14 protein-coding genes and 1 other RNA gene are annotated in these 21858 nt (G+C 67.9%); 14 read left to right on the top strand and 1 reads right to left on the bottom strand.

Annotated elements, in window-relative coordinates:
* The first annotated feature begins 11 nt into the window (after nucleotides 1-11).
* From PSEMAI1_RS0119080 to lpdA, 4 genes are all read left to right on the top strand, one after another.
* Nucleotides 12-1451 carry a M48 family metalloprotease gene (locus tag PSEMAI1_RS0119080; protein ID WP_024304412.1) on the top strand — a complete coding sequence of 480 codons (1440 nt, stop codon included), beginning with the start codon at nucleotides 12-14 and terminating at the stop codon, nucleotides 1449-1451.
* A gap of 294 nt (nucleotides 1452-1745) precedes the next feature.
* Nucleotides 1746-4412 (top strand): pyruvate dehydrogenase (acetyl-transferring), homodimeric type, encoded by a 2667-nt coding sequence (aceE, locus tag PSEMAI1_RS0119070; RefSeq protein ID WP_024304411.1) that lies wholly within the window; start codon nucleotides 1746-1748, stop codon nucleotides 4410-4412.
* A gap of 102 nt (nucleotides 4413-4514) precedes the next feature.
* On the top strand, nucleotides 4515-6158 hold the full coding sequence (gene aceF / locus PSEMAI1_RS0119065) for a dihydrolipoyllysine-residue acetyltransferase (RefSeq protein WP_024304410.1): 1644 nt from the start codon (nucleotides 4515-4517) through the stop codon (nucleotides 6156-6158).
* Between the two features lie 179 nt (nucleotides 6159-6337).
* Nucleotides 6338-8116 carry a dihydrolipoyl dehydrogenase gene (gene lpdA, locus PSEMAI1_RS0119060; protein ID WP_024304409.1) on the top strand — a complete coding sequence of 593 codons (1779 nt, stop codon included), beginning with the start codon at nucleotides 6338-6340 and terminating at the stop codon, nucleotides 8114-8116.
* A 204-nt stretch (nucleotides 8117-8320) separates the two neighbouring features.
* Here the strand turns inward: lpdA and PSEMAI1_RS0119055 are convergent, their stop codons facing one another.
* Nucleotides 8321-8524: a DUF3079 domain-containing protein gene (locus PSEMAI1_RS0119055; RefSeq protein ID WP_024304408.1), complete on the bottom strand. Its 204-nt coding sequence runs from the start codon at nucleotides 8522-8524 to the stop codon at nucleotides 8321-8323.
* Nucleotides 8525-8795: 271 nt separating this feature from the next.
* On the opposite strand from PSEMAI1_RS0119055, the gene PSEMAI1_RS0119050 reads away from it, so the two are divergent.
* The 10 genes from PSEMAI1_RS0119050 (at nucleotide 8796) to tolQ (ending at nucleotide 21843) form a co-directional block, all read left to right on the top strand.
* Nucleotides 8796-10568, top strand: a complete 1773-nt coding sequence (locus PSEMAI1_RS0119050; RefSeq protein WP_024304407.1) for an autotransporter assembly complex family protein — start codon at nucleotides 8796-8798, stop codon at nucleotides 10566-10568.
* A 159-nt stretch (nucleotides 10569-10727) separates the two neighbouring features.
* Nucleotides 10728-14549: a translocation/assembly module TamB domain-containing protein gene (locus PSEMAI1_RS0119045; protein WP_024304406.1), complete on the top strand. Its 3822-nt coding sequence runs from the start codon at nucleotides 10728-10730 to the stop codon at nucleotides 14547-14549.
* A 128-nt stretch (nucleotides 14550-14677) separates the two neighbouring features.
* An RNA gene (gene rnpB / locus PSEMAI1_RS21030) (RNase P RNA component class A) lies at nucleotides 14678-15034 on the top strand.
* A 111-nt stretch (nucleotides 15035-15145) separates the two neighbouring features.
* Nucleotides 15146-16174, top strand: a complete 1029-nt coding sequence (gene dusB / locus PSEMAI1_RS0119040; protein ID WP_024304405.1) for a tRNA dihydrouridine synthase DusB — start codon at nucleotides 15146-15148, stop codon at nucleotides 16172-16174.
* Between the two features lie 36 nt (nucleotides 16175-16210).
* Nucleotides 16211-16447 carry a helix-turn-helix domain-containing protein gene (locus PSEMAI1_RS0119035; protein ID WP_024304404.1) on the top strand — a complete coding sequence of 79 codons (237 nt, stop codon included), beginning with the start codon at nucleotides 16211-16213 and terminating at the stop codon, nucleotides 16445-16447.
* 74 nt (nucleotides 16448-16521) lie between these two features.
* Nucleotides 16522-18099, top strand: coding sequence for a bifunctional phosphoribosylaminoimidazolecarboxamide formyltransferase/IMP cyclohydrolase (gene purH, locus PSEMAI1_RS0119030; RefSeq protein ID WP_024304403.1), 1578 nt, complete (start codon nucleotides 16522-16524; stop codon nucleotides 18097-18099).
* A 133-nt stretch (nucleotides 18100-18232) separates the two neighbouring features.
* Nucleotides 18233-19510: a phosphoribosylamine--glycine ligase gene (gene purD, locus PSEMAI1_RS0119025; protein ID WP_024304402.1), complete on the top strand. Its 1278-nt coding sequence runs from the start codon at nucleotides 18233-18235 to the stop codon at nucleotides 19508-19510.
* Nucleotides 19511-19743: 233 nt separating this feature from the next.
* Nucleotides 19744-20478, top strand: a complete 735-nt coding sequence (locus PSEMAI1_RS0119020; protein WP_024304401.1) for an ABC transporter substrate-binding protein — start codon at nucleotides 19744-19746, stop codon at nucleotides 20476-20478.
* 69 nt (nucleotides 20479-20547) lie between these two features.
* A complete protein-coding gene (locus tag PSEMAI1_RS0119015; protein WP_232219957.1) occupies nucleotides 20548-21141 on the top strand; it encodes an L-threonylcarbamoyladenylate synthase in 594 nt (197 codons plus the stop codon).
* A 42-nt stretch (nucleotides 21142-21183) separates the two neighbouring features.
* Nucleotides 21184-21843, top strand: coding sequence for a protein TolQ (gene tolQ / locus PSEMAI1_RS0119010; RefSeq protein ID WP_369793201.1), 660 nt, complete (start codon nucleotides 21184-21186; stop codon nucleotides 21841-21843).
* Nucleotides 21844-21858 lie beyond the last annotated feature (15 nt).

Below are 21858 nucleotides of genomic sequence, written 5' to 3'. Positions count from 1 at the left end.
ATAGGTGGGACATGAAGACCACCCTGACCGCCGCCGTGCTGGCGCTGGCCCTGTCCGGCACCGTTTCCGCCCAGATCGACCTGCCCGAGCTGGGCGATGCCTCGTCCGCTTCGTTCAGCCCCAGCCAGGAAGCGGCGGTGGGGCGCGACGTGATGAACCGGCTGCGCGAATCCGGTGACGTGATCGACGATGCCGACGTCGCCGCCTACCTGCAGGAGCTGGGCGGGCGGCTGGCGCAGGCGGCGCAGGCTCCCGATCTGAGCTTCTCGTTCTTTGCCGTCAACGAGCGCAGCATCAACGCCTTCGCCATGCCCGGCGGCTACATCGGCGTGCACTCCGGACTGGTGCTGACCACGCAGAGCGAGGCCGAACTGGCCTCGGTGCTGGCGCACGAGATCGCCCACGCCAGCCAGCACCACCTGGCCCGGCTCAAGGCGGCCAGCGCGCCCAACCAGCTGTGGCTGCTCGCCGCGCTGCTGGCCGGCGCGCTCGCCTCGCGTTCCGGCAACTCCGACGCGGCGTTCGGCGCCATCAACGCCGGCATCGGCCTGTCGATCTCCAGCCAGCTGGCGTACTCGCGCGATTTCGAACGCGAGGCCGACCGGCTCGGCATGCAATACCTGGCCGCCGCCGGCTTCGACGCGCGCGCCATGCCGACCTTCTTCCAGCGCATGCAGCAAGGCAACCGCTTCAACGACAACAATGCGCTCGCCTTCCTGCGCTCGCACCCGGTCACCGGCGAACGCATCAGCGAGGCGCAGGACCGCGCGCTGGCCTTTCCGCTCAAGATGCGCGCCGACAGCACCGCCTACCTCTTGATACGGGAAAAGCTGCGCCTGGCGACGCTGGGGCGCGACGAGGCGCTGCGCTACTACCAGACGAGCCTGCAGAACCGCCAGTTCCTCAACGAGGGGGCGCAGTGGTACGGCCTGTCGCTGGCGCGGCTCGCCGCCGGCCAGCCGGCGGCGGCGCGCACGGCGCTGGCCGAAGCGCGTCAGCGCCTGCCGGCGAGCCCGCTGCTGTTCGTCCAGCAGGCCGCCATCGAGCGCACCGAGCGCAACTGGGCGGCGGCGCAGGACACCTACCGGCGCGGCCTGGCGGCGTTCCCCGGCTACGGCCCGCTGCGCTACGGCGAGCTCGATACCTTACTCGACAGCGGCCAGCGCGAGGCCGCGCTGGCACGGCTGCGCAGCCAGCTCGGCCAGCATCCCGGCGAGCCCGGGCTGTACCGGCGCGAGGCCGCCATCTACGCTGATAAGGACGCGCTGCGTTACCACGCCGCGCTGGGGCAGGCGTTCTATTACGAACAACGCTACGAGGCCGCGCTGGAACAATTCCAGTACGCCAGCCAGGCGCCGGGCGAGGATTTCTACCTGCGCTCTTCGATCGAGGCGCGCGTGCGCGAACTGCAGAGCCGGCTCAAGGAGGAGCGCCGCCCGGCGCGGAAATGAGCGTTTCGGCATTCCCGCAGGGTGGGAATGGTAAAAAAACAACATCGTGCATCGCAGCAACTCCTCTCAATTCGCATAATTTGTGGGAAATCCCTGATTGCCTATTCCTTTTCGAACAGTGCAAGCTTTACACTGCGAATCTGATGAACAAACTGTTCGTAAACGAAAATTTCGATTCGGTTAATGTTCATTTTCAATCCAACACCGGCAAAGCCGATTCATTCCTGAGCCGGGTGATGACAGAGCGGGAACGGCCCCGACCGCTACCCAAGAAACCAGATGTGAGGATGAGAGATGGCTACAACCTTCCCTGACGATATCGATCCGTTGGAGACGAAAGAGTGGCTGGATGCACTGCAATCGGTACTGGAAAACGAAGGTATCGAACGTGCCCAGTACCTGCTGGAACATCTGGTCGAACGCTCCCGCGACGGCGGCGTCGATCTGACTCTGGGGTCGACCACCCCCTATGTGAACACCATCGCCCTTGACCGCCAGGCGCCGCTGGCCGGCGACCCGGCCGTGGAAGAGCGCCTGCGCAACATCGTGCGCTGGAACGCGCTGGCCACCGTGGTCAAGGCCAACAAGGGCAACGACATGGCGCTGGGCGGCCACATCGCCTCGTTCCAGTCCGCCTCCACGCTGTACGAAACCGGCTTCAACCATTTCTGGCACGCCCCGAGCGACGGCCACGGCGGCGACCTGGTGTACGTGCAGGGCCACTCCGCCCCCGGCATCTACTCCCGCGCCTTCCTGGAAGGCCGCCTGACCGAAGACCAGATGCTCAACTTCCGCCAGGAAGTGGACGGCAACGGCCTGTCCTCCTACCCGCACCCGTGGCTGATGCCGAACTTCTGGCAGTTCCCGACCGTATCGATGGGCTTGGGCCCGTTGATGGCGATCTACCAGGCGCGTTTCATGAAGTACCTGGACGACCGTGGTCTCGCCAATACCAAGAACCGCAAGGTATGGGTGTTCTGCGGCGACGGCGAGATGGACGAGCCGGAATCGCTCGGCGCCATGGGCGTGGCCGCGCGCGAAGGCCTCGACAACCTAGTGTTTGTGATCAACTGCAACCTGCAGCGCCTGGACGGTCCGGTGCGCGGCAACGGCAAGATCATCCAGGAGCTGGAAGGCGAATTCCAGGGCGCCGGCTGGAACGTGATCAAGGTGATCTGGGGCTCCAAGTGGGACGCCCTGCTGGCCAAGGACAAGACCGGCCTGTTGAAGAAACGCATGATGGAGTGCGTGGACGGCGACTACCAGACCTTCAAGTCCAAGGACGGCGCCTACGTGCGCCAGCACTTCTTCGGCAAGTACCCGGAGCTGTTGGAACTGGTCGCCGACCTGACCGACGACGAGATCTGGGCGCTCAACCGCGGCGGCCACGATCCGCGCAAGGTGTACGCCGCCTACCATGAGGCCTGCCACAACGCCAACGGCAAGCCGACCGTGATCCTCGCCAAGACCGTGAAGGGCGAAGGCATGGGCAGTTCGGGCGAAGCGCAGAACACCGCGCACCAGCAGAAGAAAATGGACATGGAAGACATCAAGCACTTCCGTGACCGCTACGGCATCCCGCTCTCCGACGAACAGCTGGAAAGCGTGCCGCTCTACAAGCCGGCCGACGACAGCCCGGAAATGCAGTACCTGCACGCCCGCCGCAAGGCGCTGGGCGGCTACCTGCCGGCGCGCAATCCGGTGAAGGAGCCGATGGCGATTCCGGAACTGTCCGCCTTCGACGCGCTGCTGAAGGATTCCGGCGGCCGCGAGTTCTCCACCACCATGGCCTTCGTGCGCATCCTGGGCACCCTGGTCAAGGACAAGCAGATCGGCAAGCACATCGTGCCGATCGTGCCGGACGAATCGCGTACCTTCGGCATGGAAGGCATGTTCCGCCAGCTCGGCATCTGGAACACCTGGGGCCAGAACTACGTGCCGCAGGACCACGACCAGCTGATGTTCTACAAGGAGTCGAAGGACGGCCAGATCCTGCAGGAAGGCATCAACGAGCCGGGTGCGATGAGCTCCTGGATCGCCGCCGCCACCTCGTACGCCAACCACGGCGTGCCGATGATCCCGTTCTACATCTACTACTCGATGTTCGGCTTCCAGCGCGTCGGCGACCTGGCCTGGGCCGCCGGTGACCTGCGCGCCCGCGGCTTCCTGCTGGGCGGCACCGCCGGCCGCACCACCCTGAACGGCGAGGGCCTGCAGCACGAAGACGGCCACAGCCACATCCAGGCCGGCCTGATCCCGAACTGCGTCACCTACGACCCGACCTTCGCCTACGAAGTGGCGGTGATCGTGCACGACGGCATGAAGCGCATGTATGTGGAACAGCAGGACGTGTTCTACTACCTGACCGTGATGAACGAGAACTACGCGCATCCGGAGATGCCGGCGGGCGCCGAAGAGGGCATCCTCAAGGGCCTGTACAAGCTCAAGTCGGCCGGTGGTGGTCGTCTGCGCGTCAAGCTGATGGGTTCGGGCACCATCTTCAACGAAGTGATCGCCGCAGCCGACCTGCTGGCCAACGACTTCGACGTGGCTTCCGACATCTTCAGCGCCACCTCGTTCAACCAGCTGCGCCGCGACGGCATGGAAGCCGAACGCTGGAACCTGCTGCACCCGACCGAGCCGGCCAGGAAGCCGTACGTGACCGAGGTGCTGGAAGGCTTCGACGGCCCGACCATCGCCGCCACCGACTACATCCGCAACTATGCCGACCAGGTGCGCGAGTACGTGCCGGGCCGCTACGTGGTGCTGGGCACCGACGGTTTCGGCCGTTCCGACAGCCGCCAGAAGCTGCGCGAGTTCTTCGAGGTGAACCGCTACTACATCGCCGTGGCCGCGCTCAAGGCGCTGGCCGACGAAGGCAAGATCGGCATCGACAAGGTGGCCGAGGCGATCGCCAAGTACGGCCTGAAAGCCGACAAGCAGCCTTCCTGGAAGGTGTAAGCGGGGGAATGCGCGGGGAGGGCGCCGCTCTCCCCTTGCTCCCGAGTACCGTATCGACGCGGGGCGTCCTGCCGACGCTCCGCCGCACTTGAGAACGCAACCATGAGCAATCTCATCGAATTGAAAGTACCCGACATCGGCGGCCACGAGAACGTCGACGTCATCGAACTGTTCATCCAGCCCGGTGCCACCGTGGCGCTGGACGACTCGCTGATCACGCTGGAAACCGACAAGGCCACGATGGAAGTGCCGGCCAGCGCCGCCGGCGTGGTCAAGGACGTGCTGGTCAAGATCGGCGACAAGGTCAGCGAAGGCAGCGTGATCGCACGCGTCGAAGCCGCTGTGGCCGCCTCCGCTGCTGTGGCCGCCGCCTCGGCTGCCGCTTCTGCTCCTGCCGCAGCACCCGCTCCGGCAGCAGCCCCCGCGCCCGCTGCGGCTCCCGCCGCCACCGGCCGTGTCGAGATCGCCGTGCCGGACATCGGCGGCCACAGCGGTGTCGACGTGATCGAAGTGACGGTCAAGCCGGGCGACGTGATCGCCGTCGACGACTCGCTGATCACGCTGGAAACCGACAAGGCCACCATGGAAGTGCCGGCCACCGCCGCCGGCAAGGTGCTGGAAGTGAAGGTCAAGGTGGGCGACAAGGTGAGCCAGGGTGATCTGATCGTGGTGGTCGAGGGCGCTGTTGCTGCAGCTGCAGCTGCTCCGGTGGCCGCCGCACCGGCTCCGGCCGCTGCCCCCGCTCCGGCAGCCGCCCCGGCTCCGGTGGCTGCTGCGCCCGCCGCCGTGGCCCCGGCCGCCGCCGCGATCGACGAAGCCGCCTTCAGCAAGGCGCATGCCGGTCCGTCGGCACGCCGCTTCGCGCGCGAACTGGGCGTCGATCTGGGCAAAGTCAAGGGCACCGGCCGCAAGGGCCGCATCGTCGAGGCCGACATCAAGGCCTACGTCAAGGGCGTGATGCAGAACCCGGCGGCGCTGGCCCCGGTGGCCGCCCCGGCCGGTTCCGGCGCGGGTCTCGACCTGCTGCCGTGGCCGAAGGTCGACTTCGCCAAGTTCGGCCCGATCGAAACCAAGCCGCTGTCGCGCATCCAGAAGATCTCCGGCGCCAACCTGCACCGCAACTGGGTGGTGATCCCGCACGTGACGTTCAACGACGAGTGCGACATTACCGAGCTGGAAGACTTCCGCAAGCAGATCGGCAAGGAATGGGAAAAGTCCGGCCTGAAGATCAGCCCGCTGGCCTTCATCATCAAGGCCGCCGCCGAGGCGCTGAAGGCCTTCCCGACCTTCAACAGCTCGCTCGACGGCGACAACCTGGTGCTCAAGCAGTACTACCACATCGGCTTCGCCGCCGACACGCCTAACGGCCTGGTGGTGCCGGTGATCAAGGACGTGGACCGGAAGGGCATCAAAGAGATCGCCAAGGAACTGACCGAGCTGTCCGCGCTGGCGCGTGAAGGCAAGCTCAAGCCGACCGACATGCAGGGCGCCACCTTCACCATCTCCAGCTTGGGCGGCATCGGCGGCAGCAGCTTCACGCCGATCGTCAACGCGCCGGAAGTGGCCATCCTCGGCGTGTGCAAGAGCCAGATCAAGCCGGTGTGGAACGGCAAGGAATTCGCGCCGCGCCTGATGTGCCCGCTGTCGCTGTCGTTCGATCACCGCGTGATCGACGGCGCCGCTGCGGCCAAGTTCACCGTGCACCTGGGCAAGCTGTTGTCCGACGTGCGCCGCCTGATCCTCTGATCGCCGGGTGGCAGGGCAGACACCCCGGTGAGCAGGCGAGGCCGGCATGGCGTCGCGCTGGCATCACCGGGGCTGTCCCCCGCCGCAAAGCCGAATACCAGTGGGACGCCCCTGAGTGCGCAAGGCCGCAATGCCTTGCCGGAGGGGCTTCCGCCCAACATGGACGCTAAGAACAAGCCATGAGCAATCTGATCGAACTGAAAGTCCCGGACATCGGCGGCCACAGCAATGTGGACATCATCGAGGTGTTCGTCAAAGCCGGCGACGTGGTCGCCGTGGAAGACTCGCTGATCACGCTGGAAACCGACAAGGCCACGATGGAAGTACCGGCCAGCCACGCCGGCAAGATCGTCGAGATGAAGGTCGCCGTCGGCGGCAAAGTCAGCGAAGGCGACGTGATCGCCGTGATCGAAGCCGCGGGCGCCGCCGCCGAAGCGCCCAAGGCCGCCGAGCCGGCCCCGGCGGCTGCTCCCGCTGCGGCCGCCGCCCCGGCTCCGCAGGCTGCCAGCCATAGCGGCGGCGCCGATGCCGAATACGACGTGCTGGTGCTGGGTGCCGGCCCCGGCGGCTACTCCGCCGCCTTCCGCGCCGCCGACCTCGGCCTGAAAGTGGCGCTGGTCGAGCGCTACGCCACGCTGGGCGGCGTGTGCCTGAACGTCGGCTGCATCCCGTCCAAGGCGCTGCTGCACAATGCCGCGGTGATCGACGAGGTGAAGCACCTGGCCGCCAACGGCATCAAGTTCGCCGAGCCGGAAATCGACATCGACATGCTGCGCGGCTACAAGGAAAAGGTCATCGGCAAGCTGACCGGCGGTCTCGCCGGCATGGCCAAGGCGCGCAAGGTGGACGTGGTGCGCGGCGTGGGCAGCTTCCTCGACCCGTACCACCTGCAGGTGGAACTGACCAGCGGCAACGGCCAGGACAAGACCGGCGAGAAGAAGACGCTGAAGTTCAAGAACGCCATCATCGCCGCCGGCTCGCGTGTGGTGAACCTGCCGTTCATTCCGCAGGACCCGCGCATCGTCGACTCGACCGGTGCGCTGGAACTCAAGTCCGTGCCGAAGAAGATGCTGATCATCGGCGGCGGCATCATCGGCCTGGAAATGGGCACGGTGTACTCGACGCTGGGCGCGCGCCTCGACGTGGTCGAGATGCTGGATGGCCTGATGCAGGGCGCCGACCGCGACCTGGTCAAGGTGTGGGAAAAGATGAACGCCCATCGCTTCGACAACATCATGACCGGCACCAAGACCGTGGCGGTCGAAGCTCGCCCTGAAGGCATCTGGGTGACCTTCGAAGGCGCCAAGGCGCCGGTCGAACCGCAGTGTTACGACCTGGTGCTGGTGGCCGCCGGCCGCGCCCCGAACGGCAAGCTGATCGGCGCCGAGAACGCCGGCGTGGCGGTGACCGAGCGCGGCTTCATCGAGGTGGACAAGCAGCAGCGCACCAACGTGCCGCACATCTACGCCATCGGCGACATCGTCGGCCAGCCGATGCTGGCGCATAAAGCCGTCCACGAGGCGCACGTGGCGGCCGAGAACTGCGCCGGCGGCAAGTCCTTCTTCGATGCGCGTGTGATCCCGGGCGTGGCCTACACCGATCCGGAAGTGGCCTGGGTCGGCGTGACCGAGGAAATCGCCAAGCGCGACGGCATCAAGATCGAGAAGGCGGTGTTCCCGTGGGCCGCTTCCGGCCGCGCCATCGCCAACGGCCGCGACGAGGGCTTCACCAAGCTGATCTTCGACGCCGAGACGCACCAGGTGATCGGCGGCGCCATCGTCGGCACCCACGCCGGCGACATGCTGGGCGAAATCTGCCTGGCGATCGAGATGGGCTGCGACGCCACCGACATCGGCAAGACCATCCACGCTCACCCGACCCTGGGCGAGAGCATCGGCATGGCCGCCGAAGTGGCGCACGGCACGTGCACGGACCTGCCGCCGCAGCGCAAGAAATAAGCGTTCGGGCAGCAGTCTGTGACACAGCAGCGGCGGGATCATCCCGCCGCTTTTGTTTTTGGTCGGCGTTTGGTGGGCGATGGCGCGAGCCGAGGCGTCACGGCGCGCCAGTGCAGGGTACGCGCGTGGCACCGTGGTGGAACGATGAGGGGGATGGCGCGAGGGGATAGGGCGGTTGCCCGGTGATCCGGGGGCTACGTCAGGCTAGGGCACGGCCGGCGGTGTTGCCTCCGTGGAGTCCGCCCCGTCGGCTTCCAGCTCGGCCCAGTCCGGGCCGAACAGCTCGATCGGGTGCTGCGTGCGGTCGGAGCCGTTGCCGCAGCGCAACTCGTCGACCGAGCAGTACTTGTCGCATCCCCAGCAGATGCGCTCGGGATGCTTGGGATGGAGGGGAAACTTTTTTGCCATTTCACTGCACCTAGACAAACGTGGTCGGGACAAGCGTGGTCAGGGTCGTGCCCATGGCACATTTTCTCCCCCCCCGATCGGAGCTGGCCTTGACCTGAGGCATTAAAATACGCACCGTTGTGCATAGCTCCATTGGGGAGGGTTCGTTTCCGCGCCTTGGTGGTTGCCCTGCTTCCGGCCCGGGAGGACTGCCGTGCCGTGTGTTCGCTACCGCTGTTCGCCCCGCTGCATCCACTCGCGGCCAGGGCAGGCTTTCTTTACCATTAGGCTCATGACGTCTTTCCCCTTCGGCCGCCTGGCCCCGTTCTGCCGCCGTGTACTGCTGGCTGCCGCGCTGTCGCTGCCGGTCGGCCACGCCTGGGCGGCGCTGCCGTACACGGTCGAGATCGCGGCGCCGGACGATCTGGGCGAGCTGCTCACCGGCAGCCTCGAGCTGGTCGCCAGCCAGAACGACCCGGACATGGACGAGATGCAGCTCGACGCACTGCTGCGCGAGGCGCCGGGGCAGGCGCAGGCACTGCTGGAAACCGAGGGCTACTTCGGCGCCAAGATCCGGCTGGACGAGGAGAGCCGCGAGCCGCGCCGCTACCGCCTGGTGGTGGAGCCGGGCGAGCCGGTGCTGATCGACGACGTCACGCTGCGCCTGACCGGGCCGGTCAGTTCGGCCCCCGACTTCCACCCACGGCTGGCGCGCGCGCTGGAGCTGTGGCCGCTGCCGACCGCCGCGCGTTTCCGCCAGGCCGAGTGGGATAGCGGCAAGCGCGTGCTGCTGCGCCAGCTGCAGGTCGACGGCTACCCGCTGGCCAGGATCGCCACCAGCCGCGCCGACGTCGATCCCGTGACGCACCGCGCCACGCTGACGGTGGAGGTGGACAGCGGCGCGCCGGTGGCGTTCGGCCCGATCAACGTGAGCGGCCTCAAGCGCTATCCGGAGGACGTGGTGGTCGGCATGGCGCGCTTCCGGCCCGGCACGCCGTATACCCTGCAAGGGCTGCTCGACTACCAGGCGGCGCTGGAGCAGTCGCCGTACTTCTCCAGCGTGGTGGTGAGCACCGACATGAGCCGCATCGCCGACGGCCGCGTGCCGGTGGACGTGGCGGTGGAAGAGCTGCCGCGCCAGAAGCTGACGCTGGGCCTGACCTTCGAGGCCGGCGAGGGCTTCGGTACCCGCGTCGGCTACGACCACTACAACCTGTTCAAGCGCGGCTACATCGGCTCGATCCTGCTCGAACACAAACCGAGTGAGCAGGCGATCAAGTTCGGCCTGAGCTTCCCGCGCCAGGCCGACGGCTATTCGCACAGCCTCAACGCCGCCTTCAAGCACACCGACATCCAGGGGGTCGAGACCGATTCGGTGGAAGGCGGGCTGTGGCGCATCCGCACCAGCGGCAACATCGAATCGCGCATCGGCCTGGAATACCTGCTGGAGCAGGAAACCGTGGCCGACACGCTGAGCCAGGACAACCAGGCATTGCTGGCCAGCTACGGCTGGACGCGGCGTCAGCTCGACGACGTGCGCCGCCCGCGTTCCGGCACGCTGATCGACCTGCAGGTCTCCTCCACCCTGGGCGACACGCTGTCGAGCGCCGCCTTCGTGCGCGGCTACGGCAAGCTGGTGCATTACTGGAGCCCGCAGAAGAAGTGGGGCACGCTGGTTAGCCGGATCGAGCTGGGCGAGGTGTTCACCAACAACGCCGACCGCGTGCCGACCTCGCGGCTGTTCCGCACCGGCGGCGCCACCAGCGTGCGCGGCTACGAGTACCTCGGGCTCGGCCTGCCCGGCCCGGACGACTCGGTGCTGGGCGGTCGCGTGCTGGCGGTGGGCAGCCTGGAGTACCAGATCCCGGTCAGCCGCGACTGGTCGCTGGCGCTGTTCCACGACGCCGGCAACGCCGCCGACAGCTGGCAGGATTTCTCGCTGCAGCACAGCAACGGCGTGGGCCTGCGCTGGATGAGCCCGGTGGCACCCCTGGCGCTGGACATCGCCAAGGCGCAGAACGACGGCAAGATACGCTGGTACCTGAGCCTGGGGCTGGCCTTCTGAGAGCTTGTGAATAAATCTACTGCGCGCCTCCATGCTGCTCCTGTGATGCTCGCCGTACCACATGTACGGCTGTGCTTCTCGCATCAGCCTGGAGCCGCTCGCTACGATTTCTTCTACAAGCCCTAGGGACAAATGATGAAACGTTTCTGACATCACGCCATGACGCAAAAGCATTCCGATTCTCCTGACGACGCTCCGCCGTCGGCCAAGCCGCCGCCGCGCCGCAGCTGGCGCCCGCTGCGCTGGCTGGCGGGCAGCGTGCTGGCCTTGCTGCTGGCGCTGGCGGCGTTCGCCGGCTGGGTCACCGCCAGCGAGCAGGGTTTCGCCTGGGCCTGGCGCAGTGCCGCCGAGTTCAGCCACGGCCGGCTTGGTGTGGGGGCGGTGCGTGGCACGCTGTGGCGCGGCTTCGAGCTGCAGCGGCTGCGCTGGCAGGATGCGGAGCGCACGCTCGAGGTGGAACGGCTACGCCTTGGCTGGGCACCGGCGGCACTGTGGCGGCGCACGCTTCACCTGACGCGCCTGGAGCTGGGTCATGTGCGCCTCACCAGCAAGGCCGTGGCACCCGAGGCGCCGCCGCAACTGCCGGCGTCGCTGGCCCTGCCGCTGACGGTGGCGCTGGACCGTTTCTCGCTGGCCAGCCTGACGCTGTTGCCGGGCGACGTGCGGCTGTACGACGTCGCCGGCGCCTACCGTTACGACGGTGGGCGGCACCGGCTGCAGCTGGCGCGGCTGAATTCGCCCTGGGGCGGCGGGACGGCGGCGCTGACGCTGGCCGACGCGCGTCCCTTCGCGCTCTCCGGCACGCTGGCGGCGCGTGGGGCACTGGAGGACGTGGCGATCAAGGCCGACCTCGGCCTGGCGGGCAGCCTCGCCGAGCTGCAGGCGCGCGGCACCGTCGCCGGACGTGGCTTGCTGGCCGAGGTGTCCGGACGTTTCGACCCGTTCGCCAAGTCGGCGCTGAACCGCTTCCGCCGCCTCGATCTGCGCGTCGGCGGCGTCAATCCGCAGGCGCTCCAGCCGTCCTGGCCCAAGGCCCGGCTCAACTTCGCCGTGTATGCCGAGCCGGCGGCCGGCGCCACGGTGGTGGGCGGCCTGACGCTGGTCAACAGCGAGGCCGGCGCCCTGTCGGCCGAACGCCTGCCGCTGGCTTTCCTGGCCGGCGAATTCCGCGTGCGCGACGAGCGCCTGACGCTGAAAGCGCTGCAGGTGCAACTGGCCGGCGGCGGCCGGCTGGCGCTGAACGGCACCGTGGATGCCCGTGCACTGGCGCTCACGGCTCGCTTGCAGGACGTGGCACTGCGCGCCCTGCACGCCTCCGCGCCGGACGAGACCGTCGCCGGCACGCTGACGCTGACGGGAACGCCGGCGCAGCCGCGCCTGGGCGCGGCACTGCAGAGCCGGCAGCTGGCGCTGAACGCACGCGTGGCGCTGGAGCAGGGGGCCGCCCAGGCGCTGCGGCTGGAGCAGGTGCAGCTCTCCGCCGCCGGTGGCCGGCTGGCGCTGGGCGGGCGCGTCGAGCTGCAGCAGGCGCGCCGTTTCGAGGTGTCCGGCATGCTCGAAAAAGCCGACCCGGCGCGCTTCGTCAAGGGCTGGCCGGCGGGCGATCTCAATGCCCGTCTTTCCGCGCGCGGCCAGCTGGCTGCTCCGCTCGCCGCCCGCGTGCAACTGCAGTTCGCCCCGAGCCGGCTGTCCGGCGCGCCGCTTACCGGCCGTGCCGAGCTCGACCTGCAGCCAGGCCGGCTCAAGCGTCTCGACGCCGACCTGCGGCTGGCGGACAACCGTCTGCAGGCTGCTGGCGCCTACGGCGCGGCCGGCGACCGGCTCAAGCTGCTGATCGATGCCCCCAATCTGCGCTTGCTGGGGCCAGGCTTCGCCGGCCGCGTCGGCGGCCAGCTCGACCTCGCCGGCACGCCCAAGCTGCCGCTGCTGTCGGCCAACCTCAAGGCGGAGCGGCTGGCGTTGCCGGGCGGGGTCGGCGTCGAGGCGCTGACGCTGGTGGGGGACCTGCGCGCCGATGCCGCGAGCCCGTTCCGGCTGCAGCTGGACGCCCAGCGGCTGCGGCTGGCCGATTTCGGCGCCAGCGTGCTGCGGCTCAATGCCGCCGGCCAGCGCAACCGCCACCGCATCGAACTCGACGGCCGGCTGAGCCTCAAGCAGCAGCCCTACACCCTGGCGCTACGCGCCAGCGGCGGACTGGCGGCCGGCAGCACGCAGTGGCAGGGCACGCTGGAAACGCTGCAGCTCTCCGGCAAGCCCGGCCTGACGCTGCTCGCCCCGGCCATGCTGAGCGTCGGACCGCAGCGGCTGGAGCTGGGCGCGGCCCGGCTGGCGGCGCTGGGTGGCACGCTCGAGCTGCAGCAGCTGCGCCGCGACGCCAGCGGCCTGCTGAGCACGCGGGGTAGGGCGGCCGGCCTCCGCCTGGCCGAACTGGCGCCGTTGCTCGCGCTGCCGGTACAGCAGACGCTGGCGCTGTCCGGTGACTGGGCGCTCTCCGGCAGCCGCACGCTGCAGGGCCAGCTCAATCTGCAGCGTGCCGGCGGCGACGTCTGGCTGCCCGGCAGCAATGGCCGCCAGCTGGCGCTGGAATTGGGCGCCACGCGGGCCGGCCTGCGTCTGGACGGCAGCCGGGCGCTGTTCGAGCTGCAGCTGCAGAGCCGCTACCTGAACGCCAGCGGCAGCGGCTCGCTGCCGCTCAATGGCGGCATCGACGGCCGCACGCCGCTTGCCGCCACGCTGCAATTGCAGGTGCCGACACTGAAGTCCCTGGCCGGACTGGCCGGCCCCGGCCTCGAACTGGGCGGGCAGCTCGCCGCCAACGTCGCGCTGAGCGGCCCGCTCGCCGCGCCGCTGGCGCAGGGCCGCCTCGACGGCAAGGGCCTGCTGTTCGCCGATCGCAAGACCGGCCTCAGGTTGGTCGATGGGGTGCTGGAGGCGCGGCTGGATGGGCGCCGCCTGCTGCTCGACCGGCTGCGTTTCGCCAGCGGCGAGGGCGAGGCGCTGGCGAGCGGCGTGCTCGACCTCAAGGACAGTGGCCCTGACGCCACGGTGCGGCTGAGCCTGAAGCGTTTCAGCGTGTTCGACCGCCCCAACCGGCGGCTGGTGATCTCGGGCGACAGCGACATCGCTTTCGCCGACAAGAAGCTCTCGCTGACCGGACGCGTGCGCGCCGACCAGGGACGGGTGGAACTGCCCAAGCTCGGCACGCCGCAGCTCTCCGACGATGTGGTGGTCAAGGGGCGCGAGGCGCCGCCGCCGTCGGCGTTGGCCACGCTGCCGGTGACGGTGCGGCTCGACCTCGATCTGGGCGAGCGCTTCCGTTTCACCGGCCAAGGGCTGGACGTGGAATTGAGCGGCGTGGTGCGGGTCAGCGCCGCGCCGGGCGAGGCGCCGGCGGCGCGCGGCCAAGTGCGGGTGGTGAAGGGGCGCTACAAGGCTTACGGCCAGGACCTCGACATCGAGTACGGCACCATCACCTTCACCGGCACGCTCGACAACCCGGCGCTCAACGTGCGCGCCAGGCGCCGTCTGTCGCCGGTCGGCGCCGGGGTGGAGGTGAGCGGCAGCGTCGCCGCGCCGAGCGTGCGGCTGATCGCCGACGAGGCGCTATCGGAGCGCGACAAGTTGTCCTGGCTGGTGCTGGGGCGCGCCTCGGCCGGCGGCAGCGACGACGCCTCGCTGGCCGCCTCGGCCGGCGCGCTGCTGGCGGGAACCATCAACGACCGCCTCGGCCTGTTCGACGACCTGGGCCTGGTCAGCCAGCAGAAGAAGACGCTGCCGGACGGCACGGTGAGCCCGGCCGAACAGGTGGTGACGGTGGGGCGGCAATTGACGCGCGAGCTCTACCTCGGCTACGAATACGGCATCGCCAGCGCCAACCAGGCGGTCAAGCTGGCCTACCAGCTGTCCAAGGGCTGGTCGCTGGTGTTGCGTGCCGGCACCACCGCCTCGCTCGAGACGCGCTACACGCTACGCTTCGATTGAGCCAGGCGCCGCGCCACCTGCTCGGCCGGGTCCTCCGTCTGGGGTGGGGATCATCCCGTCTTCATCGCCGCGGCCGGCGAAAATATCCCTCGGGCTTGGTCCGGTTCTGCGGTAAAATGGGCGGGCGGGGAGTCAGCCAGACAGTCGCCGCGTGCCTTCAGGCACGGGGAGGAAAGTCCGGGCTCCGTAGAGCAGGATGCCGGTTAACGGCCGGACGCCGCGAGGCGATGGAAAGTGGAACAGAGAGCTGAACCGCCGATGGCTCCGTAAGGAGATCAGGCAAGGGTGAAAAGGTGCGGTAAGAGCGCACCGCGTCCGTGGCAACACGTGACGGCAGGCTAAACCCCATCCGGAGCAAGACCAAATAGGGGGGCGCTAACGTGGCTCGCGTTGTCCCCGGGTAGGTCGCTTGAGCCGGTCAGCAATGGCCGGCCTAGAGGAATGACTGTCCAAGACAGAACCCGGCTTACCGGCTGACTCCCCGTCTTATCCCGTCGCTATCGAACCTGCTCAAAAAGTAGGCAAAATGTTTTTTACCGGTCGGGCAAAAAGCATTACAATGCCGCCCTCTCGCCGCTAAATCCTTGATACAACAGATGCGCATCGGACCGTATACCCTGAAGAACCGGCTCATCGTCGCGCCCATGGCCGGGGTGACGGACCGCCCGTTCCGTATGCTGTGCAAGCGTCTGGGGGCGGGCATGGCGGTATCGGAGATGATCACCTCGAACAAGGCCTTGTGGACCACCGCCAAGACCTTGCGCCGCGCCAACCACGACGGCGAGGTCGAGCCGATCTCGGTGCAGATCGCCGGCGCCGATCCGGTGCAGATGGCGGAGGCGGCGCGCCTCAACGTCGAGCAGGGCGCGCAGATCATCGACATCAACATGGGCTGCCCGGCCAAGAAGGTGTGCAACGTCGCCGCCGGTTCGGCGCTGCTGCGCGACGAGGCGCTGGTCGGGCGCATCCTCGAGGCGGTGGTGAAGGCGGTGGACGTGCCGGTCACGCTGAAGACCCGCACCGGCTGGAGCCGCGAGCACAAGACCGCGCTCCGGGTGGCCAGGCTGGCCGAGGATTGTGGCATCGCCGCGCTGGCGCTGCACGGGCGCACGCGCGAGGACATGTACAAGGGGGCGGCGGAGTACGACACCATCCGCGCGGTGAAGCAGGCGATCTCGATCCCGCTGATCGCCAACGGCGACATCGACTCGCCGGAGCGGGCACGTCATGTGCTCGACTACACCGGCGCCGACGCGATCATGATCGGCCGCGCCGCGCAGGGGCGGCCGTGGATCTTCCGCGAGATCCAGCATTACCTCGACACCGGCGAGACGCTGCCACCGCCGCCGGTGGCGGAAATCCGCCTGCTGCTGCTCGAGCACCTGGACGAGCTGTATGGCTTCTACGGCGAGTATTCCGGCTGTCGCATCGCGCGCAAGCACATCGCCTGGTACACGCGCGGCTTGCGCGGTTCCAACGAGTTCCGCCAGGCGATGTACCAATTGGAAGACACCGCCTCGCAGCGCCGGGCGGTGGCGGATTACTTCGACCGTCTGGCCAGCGACTCCGAGCGACTCGAGTACGTTGACGCCATGGGGGACACGGATGAGGCCCTGGCGGGCTGACACCGCGTCGAGACAACTGACGACAGAACAATAACCATGCAGAACAACGATCATATTTCCCAGTCGATACGGCTGGCCATGGAGCAGTACTTCCGCGATCTGGACGGCGAGATGCCCTCGGCCATCTACGACATGGTGCTGGCCTGCGTGGAGAAACCCCTGCTGGAAGTGGTGCTGTCCCATACCCAGGGCAACCAGACGCGGGCAGCGGAGCTCCTGGGGCTCAACCGCAACACCCTGCGCAAGAAAATGAAGAGTTACGACCTGATCTAGAATGTGGAAGCAGGCCGCCCGTCCGGGCCGCCTGCTTTCGGACTTTTATGACTCCCTTGAGTGGTAGATAAACGATGACCAAGATCGAACGTGCGCTGATCAGCGTTTCCGACAAGACCGGCGTTCTCGAATTCGCCCAGGCCCTGGCTGGCTTCGGCGTGCATATCCTGTCGACCGGCGGCACCGCCAAGCTGCTGGCCGACGCCGGCGTGCCGGTGACCGAAGTGTCCGACTACACCGGCTTCCCCGAAATGCTCGACGGCCGCGTCAAGACCCTGCACCCGAAAGTGCACGGCGGCATCCTCGGCCGGCGCGACCTGCCCGAGCACGTGGCCAAGATGGCCGAGCACGACATCGGCAACATCGACCTGGTGTGCGTCAACCTGTACCCGTTCGAAGCCACCATCGCCAACCCGGACTGCCCGCTGGAAGACGCCATCGAGAACATCGACATCGGCGGCCCGACCATGGTGCGCTCCGCCGCCAAGAACTGGGCGCACGTCGCCATCGTCACCGACGCGGCCGACTACGCCACCCTGGTCGAAGAAATGAAGGCCAACGACGGCAAGCTGTCCAAGGCCACCCGTTTCGAACTGGCCAAGAAGGCGTTCACCCACACCGCCGCCTACGACGGCGCCATTTCCAACTACCTGACCAGCCTGGCCCCGGGCTCGCTCGCCGGCGTGCCGGAACGCACCGCCTTCCCGAACCGCCTGAACAGCCAGTTCATCAAGGTGCAGGACATGCGTTACGGCGAGAACCCGCACCAGGCCGCCGCCTTCTACCGCGACCTCGAGCCGGCTGCCGGCTCCATCGCCAACTACCGCCAGCTGCAGGGCAAGGAACTGTCCTACAACAACATCGCCGACGCCGACGCGGCCTGGGAAGCGGTGAAGACCTTCGACGCGCCGGCCTGCGTCATCGTCAAGCACGCCAACCCGTGCGGCGTGGCTGTGGCTGCCGATCCGCTCACCGCCTACCGCCTGGCCTTCGCCACCGACACCACCTCGGCCTTCGGCGGCATCATCGCCTTCAACCGCCCGGTGGATGCCGAGACCGTCGAAGCCGTGACCGGCCAGTTCCTCGAAGTGCTGATCGCCCCGGCCTTCAGCGAGGAGGCCAAGGCCGTCATCGCCGCCAAGAAGAACGTGCGCGTGCTGGAGATCCCGCTGGAAGCCGGCGCCAACCGCTTCGAGCTCAAGCGCGTCGGCGGCGGCGTGCTGGTGCAGACCCCGGACATCAAGAACGTCGGCCTGGACGAACTCAAGGTGGTGACCAAGCGCCAGCCTACCGAACAGGAAATGAGCGACCTCTTGTTCGCCTGGCGCGTCGCCAAGTACGTCAAGTCCAACGCCATCGTGTTCTGCAAGAACGGCCAGACCGCCGGCATCGGCGCCGGTCAGATGAGCCGCGTCGACTCCACCCGCATCGCCGCGCGCAAGGCGCAGGATGCCGGCCTGACGCTGCAGGGGGCGGTGGCCGCCTCCGATGCCTTCTTCCCGTTCCGTGACGGCATCGACGTCATCGCCGAGCAGGGCATCAAGGCCATCATCCAGCCGGGTGGCTCGATGCGCGATGACGAAGTGTTCGCCGCTGCCGACGAACACGGCATCGCCATGGTGCTGACCGGCGTGCGTCACTTCCGCCACTAAGATTGGCCCACCCGATCGTTTCCGGTGTCGCGCCCCTTGCCGTACCGACAGGTACCGTTTGCGGGCGTGCCTGGCCGGAAACGTTGGCGAGCGAATCGACAATAGGGCCCAAGGCTTCAGAGAAAGAAAACGTATGAAAGTACTGGTTATCGGCAGTGGCGGGCGCGAGCATGCGCTGGCCTGGCGCATCGCCAAGTCGCCGCGCGTGTCCAAGGTCTTCGTCGCGCCCGGCAACGCCGGCACCGAACTCGACCCACATCTGACCAACGTCGCGATCAGCGCGATTCCGGAGCTGGTCGCCTTCGTCAAGCAGGAAAAGGTCGAGCTGACCGTGGTCGGCCCGGAAGCGCCGCTGGCCGCTGGCGTGGTCGACGCCTTCCGCGCCGAAGGGCTGAAAATCTTCGGCCCGACGCAGTATGCCGCCCAGCTGGAAAGCTCCAAGGACTTCGCCAAGGCCTTCATGAAGCGCCACGGCATCCCGACCGCCGGCTACGAGACCTTCACCGACGCCGCCGCGGCGCACGCCTACGTCGACGGCAAGGGCGCGCCGATCGTGATCAAGGCCGACGGCCTGGCCGCCGGCAAGGGCGTGGTGGTGGCGATGACGCTGGACGAAGCGCACGCCGCCATCGACGACATGCTGGTCGGCAACAAGATGGGCAGCGCCGGTGCGCGCGTGGTGATCGAGGACTTCCTCGAAGGCGAGGAGGCCAGCTTCATCGTCATGGTCGACGGCGAGCACGTGCTGGCCATGGCCACCAGCCAGGACCACAAGCGCCTGAAGGACAACGACGAAGGTCCCAACACCGGCGGCATGGGCGCCTACAGCCCGGCGCCGGTGGTGACCCCGGACGTGCACGCGCGCGTGATGCGCGAGATCATCCTGCCGACGGTGCAGGGCATGAAGAAGGACGGCCACGAGTACACCGGCTTCCTCTACGCCGGCCTGATGATCGACAAGGACGGCAACCCGTTCACCATCGAGTTCAACTGCCGCTTCGGCGACCCGGAAACCCAGCCCATCATGGCGCGCCTGAAGTCCGACTTCACCGTGCTGCTGGAAGCCGGCGTCAACGGCCAGCTCGACCGCGTCGAGGCCGAGTGGGACCGGCGCGTGGCGCTGGGCGTGGTGCTGGCGGCCGAGGGCTACCCGGAAAGCCCGAAGAAGGGCGATGTGATCGACGGCCTGCCCAAGGCCACCGACGACGCCGTGGTGTTCCATGCCGGCACCGCCTTCGATGTCGAGGGCCGGGTCGTCACCAACGGCGGCCGCGTGCTGTGCGTGGTGGGCCTGGGCGACAGCGTGCGCATGGCGCAGAGCAAGGCCTACGCCGTGGCCGACCAGATCCGCTTCGCCGGCAAGCAGCTGCGCCGCGACATCGGCAGTAAGGCGCTGAGCCGCCGCGGCTGAGAGCTTGTGAAAAATTCTGCTGCGCAGGCCGATCTCAAAGCGGCGATGCTCGCCGTACCACTTGTACGGCTGTGCTTCTCGCTTTGACCTAGGCCTGCTCGCCACGAATTTTTTGCACAAGCTCTGGATCGATCGCCGCTTTGTTTCACGACGGCACCTGCGGGTGCCGTTTTTCATTGGCAGCGCCACGCCATGGGCCATACTGAAACATGTGTGGAAACAGGAGGTTGATCATGATCCGCCGCTGCCTGACCCCCATCCTGTGCGCGCTGTTCGTCTTGGCCGGCAGCGCCGGAGCCGCCCCCGCTCCCGCGTCGTTGCGCCTGCTGACCGAATCCTACCCGCCCTACAATATGAGCGCGAAGAACGGCGCGGTGGTTGGCCTGTCGACCGAAATCGTGCGCGAGATGATGAAGCGCGCCCGCGTGCCTTACACCATCGAGCTGCAGCAGTGGGTGTGGGCGTTCACCACCGCTCGCGACGACCCCGGCACCTGCGTCTATTCCACCACCCGCAACGAGGAGCGCGAGGCCCAGTTCAAGTGGGTCGGGCCGCTGGTGGACAACCCCTGGGTGCTGTACGCGCGCAACGACGACACGCGCCCGGTGCACGCGCTGGAGGACGTCCGTCCCTACCTCTTGGGCGGCTACGTCGGCGACGCCACCGCCCAGTTCCTGATGAGCAACGGCTATCGCGTCGAGTTGGTGCCGGCCGACGTGCTCAACATGCGCAAGCTCGCCGACGGCCGTATCGACTTCTGGGCCACCGGCAAGTATCAGGGTGCCTATCTGGCCGCGCAGCAGAAGCAGCGCGGCATCCGCCCGGTGCTGACCTTCAAGACGGTGCAGCTCTACCTCGCCTGCAACAAGGCGGTGGGCGACGCGCTGATCCAGAAGCTGAACGCGAGTCTCAACGGCATGCGCGAGGAAGGGCTGGTGCAGAAGATCACCGACCGCTACCTGCATTGAGCTCGGGAGCGCAGGGCCGCCCCCGGCTCTGCTAGAATGACGCTTTTGCCGTTCCACCCACCCATCGCCATGAGTCGTTCTTCTTCCCCGCCGCGCCGGGTGTTTGGCCGTCTGCCCGCCGCCGCGCTACTGCGGCGCGCCCGGGCTACGCTGCGGCAAGGCGGCGTGCTGGCCTACTCCACCGAATCCTGCTTCGGCCTCGGCTGCGATCCGCTCAACGTGCGGGCGATCCGGCGCGTGCTGGCGCTCAAGGCGCGCCCCAACCACAAGGGGCTGATCGTGATCGCCGCCTCGTTGGAGCAGGTGCGCCCGCTGATCCGTCCGCTGTCCGCGGCCGAGGAAGCGGAACTTGGCCGCTACTGGCCCGGTCCCTATACCTTGTTGCTGCCGGCGTCGCGCCGTGTGTCGCCGCTGTTGCGCGGGCGGCACGACAAGATCGCGGTGCGGGTGACGGCGCACGGCGAGGCGGCGGCGCTGTGCCGCGCCCTGGGTACGGCGCTGGTGTCGACCTCGGCCAACCGGGCCGGGCAGAAGTCGCTGAAGGCCGCGCAGGCCTGCCGGCGTGCCTTCGGTTCGGCCGTGCTGACGCTGCCGGGGCGTATCGGCGGCAGCCGCCGCCCCTCCACCATCATCGATTTTGAAACCGGCCGCGTGCTGCGCTGAGGCACACGCGCCGTTTGTAACGAGGAACTAGCTTTGCAACCGATTTCTTTCATGAGCCTGATCCTGGACGCCAGCCTGGTGGTGCAACTGGTCATGCTGGGCCTGGCGCTGCTGTCGGTGCTGTCGTGGGCGCTGATCATCAGCAAGCTCGGCACGCTGCGCTCGGCGCGGCGCCACAGCGAGAGCTTCGAGCAGAACTTCTGGGGCGGCGCCGACCTCAACCGCCTGTACGAGGACGCCCGCCAGCAGGGCGAGACGGTCGGCATGGAGCGCATCTTCCAGTCCGGCTTCGCCGAATTCCTCAAGCAGCGCGGCCGCAGCGGCGCCGAGCTGTCCGACATCATGGACGGGGCGCGCCGCGCCATGCGCGCCGCCGCCCAGCGCGAGCTGGACCGTCTCGACAGCCATACCTCCTTCCTCGCCACGGTGGGTTCGGTCAGCCCCTACATCGGGCTGTTCGGCACGGTGTGGGGCATCATGCACGCCTTCATCGGCCTCGGAAACGCCGGCCAGGCGACGCTGTCGACGGTGGCGCCGGGTATCGCCGAGGCGCTGGTGGCGACCGCCATCGGCCTGTTCGCGGCGATTCCGGCGGTGGTGGCGTACAACCGTTTCGCCGCCGACGTGGACCGCCTGGCGTCGCGTTTCGACACCTTCATGGAAGAGTTCTCCAACATCCTGCAGCGCCTCGCCACACGCTGAGAACCCGCTCTCGCG

It is taken from the genome of Pseudogulbenkiania sp. MAI-1, assembly GCF_000527175.1.
Lineage (GTDB): Bacteria > Pseudomonadota > Gammaproteobacteria > Burkholderiales > Chromobacteriaceae > Pseudogulbenkiania.
This window is presented reverse-complemented; position numbering and strand designations above follow the sequence as displayed.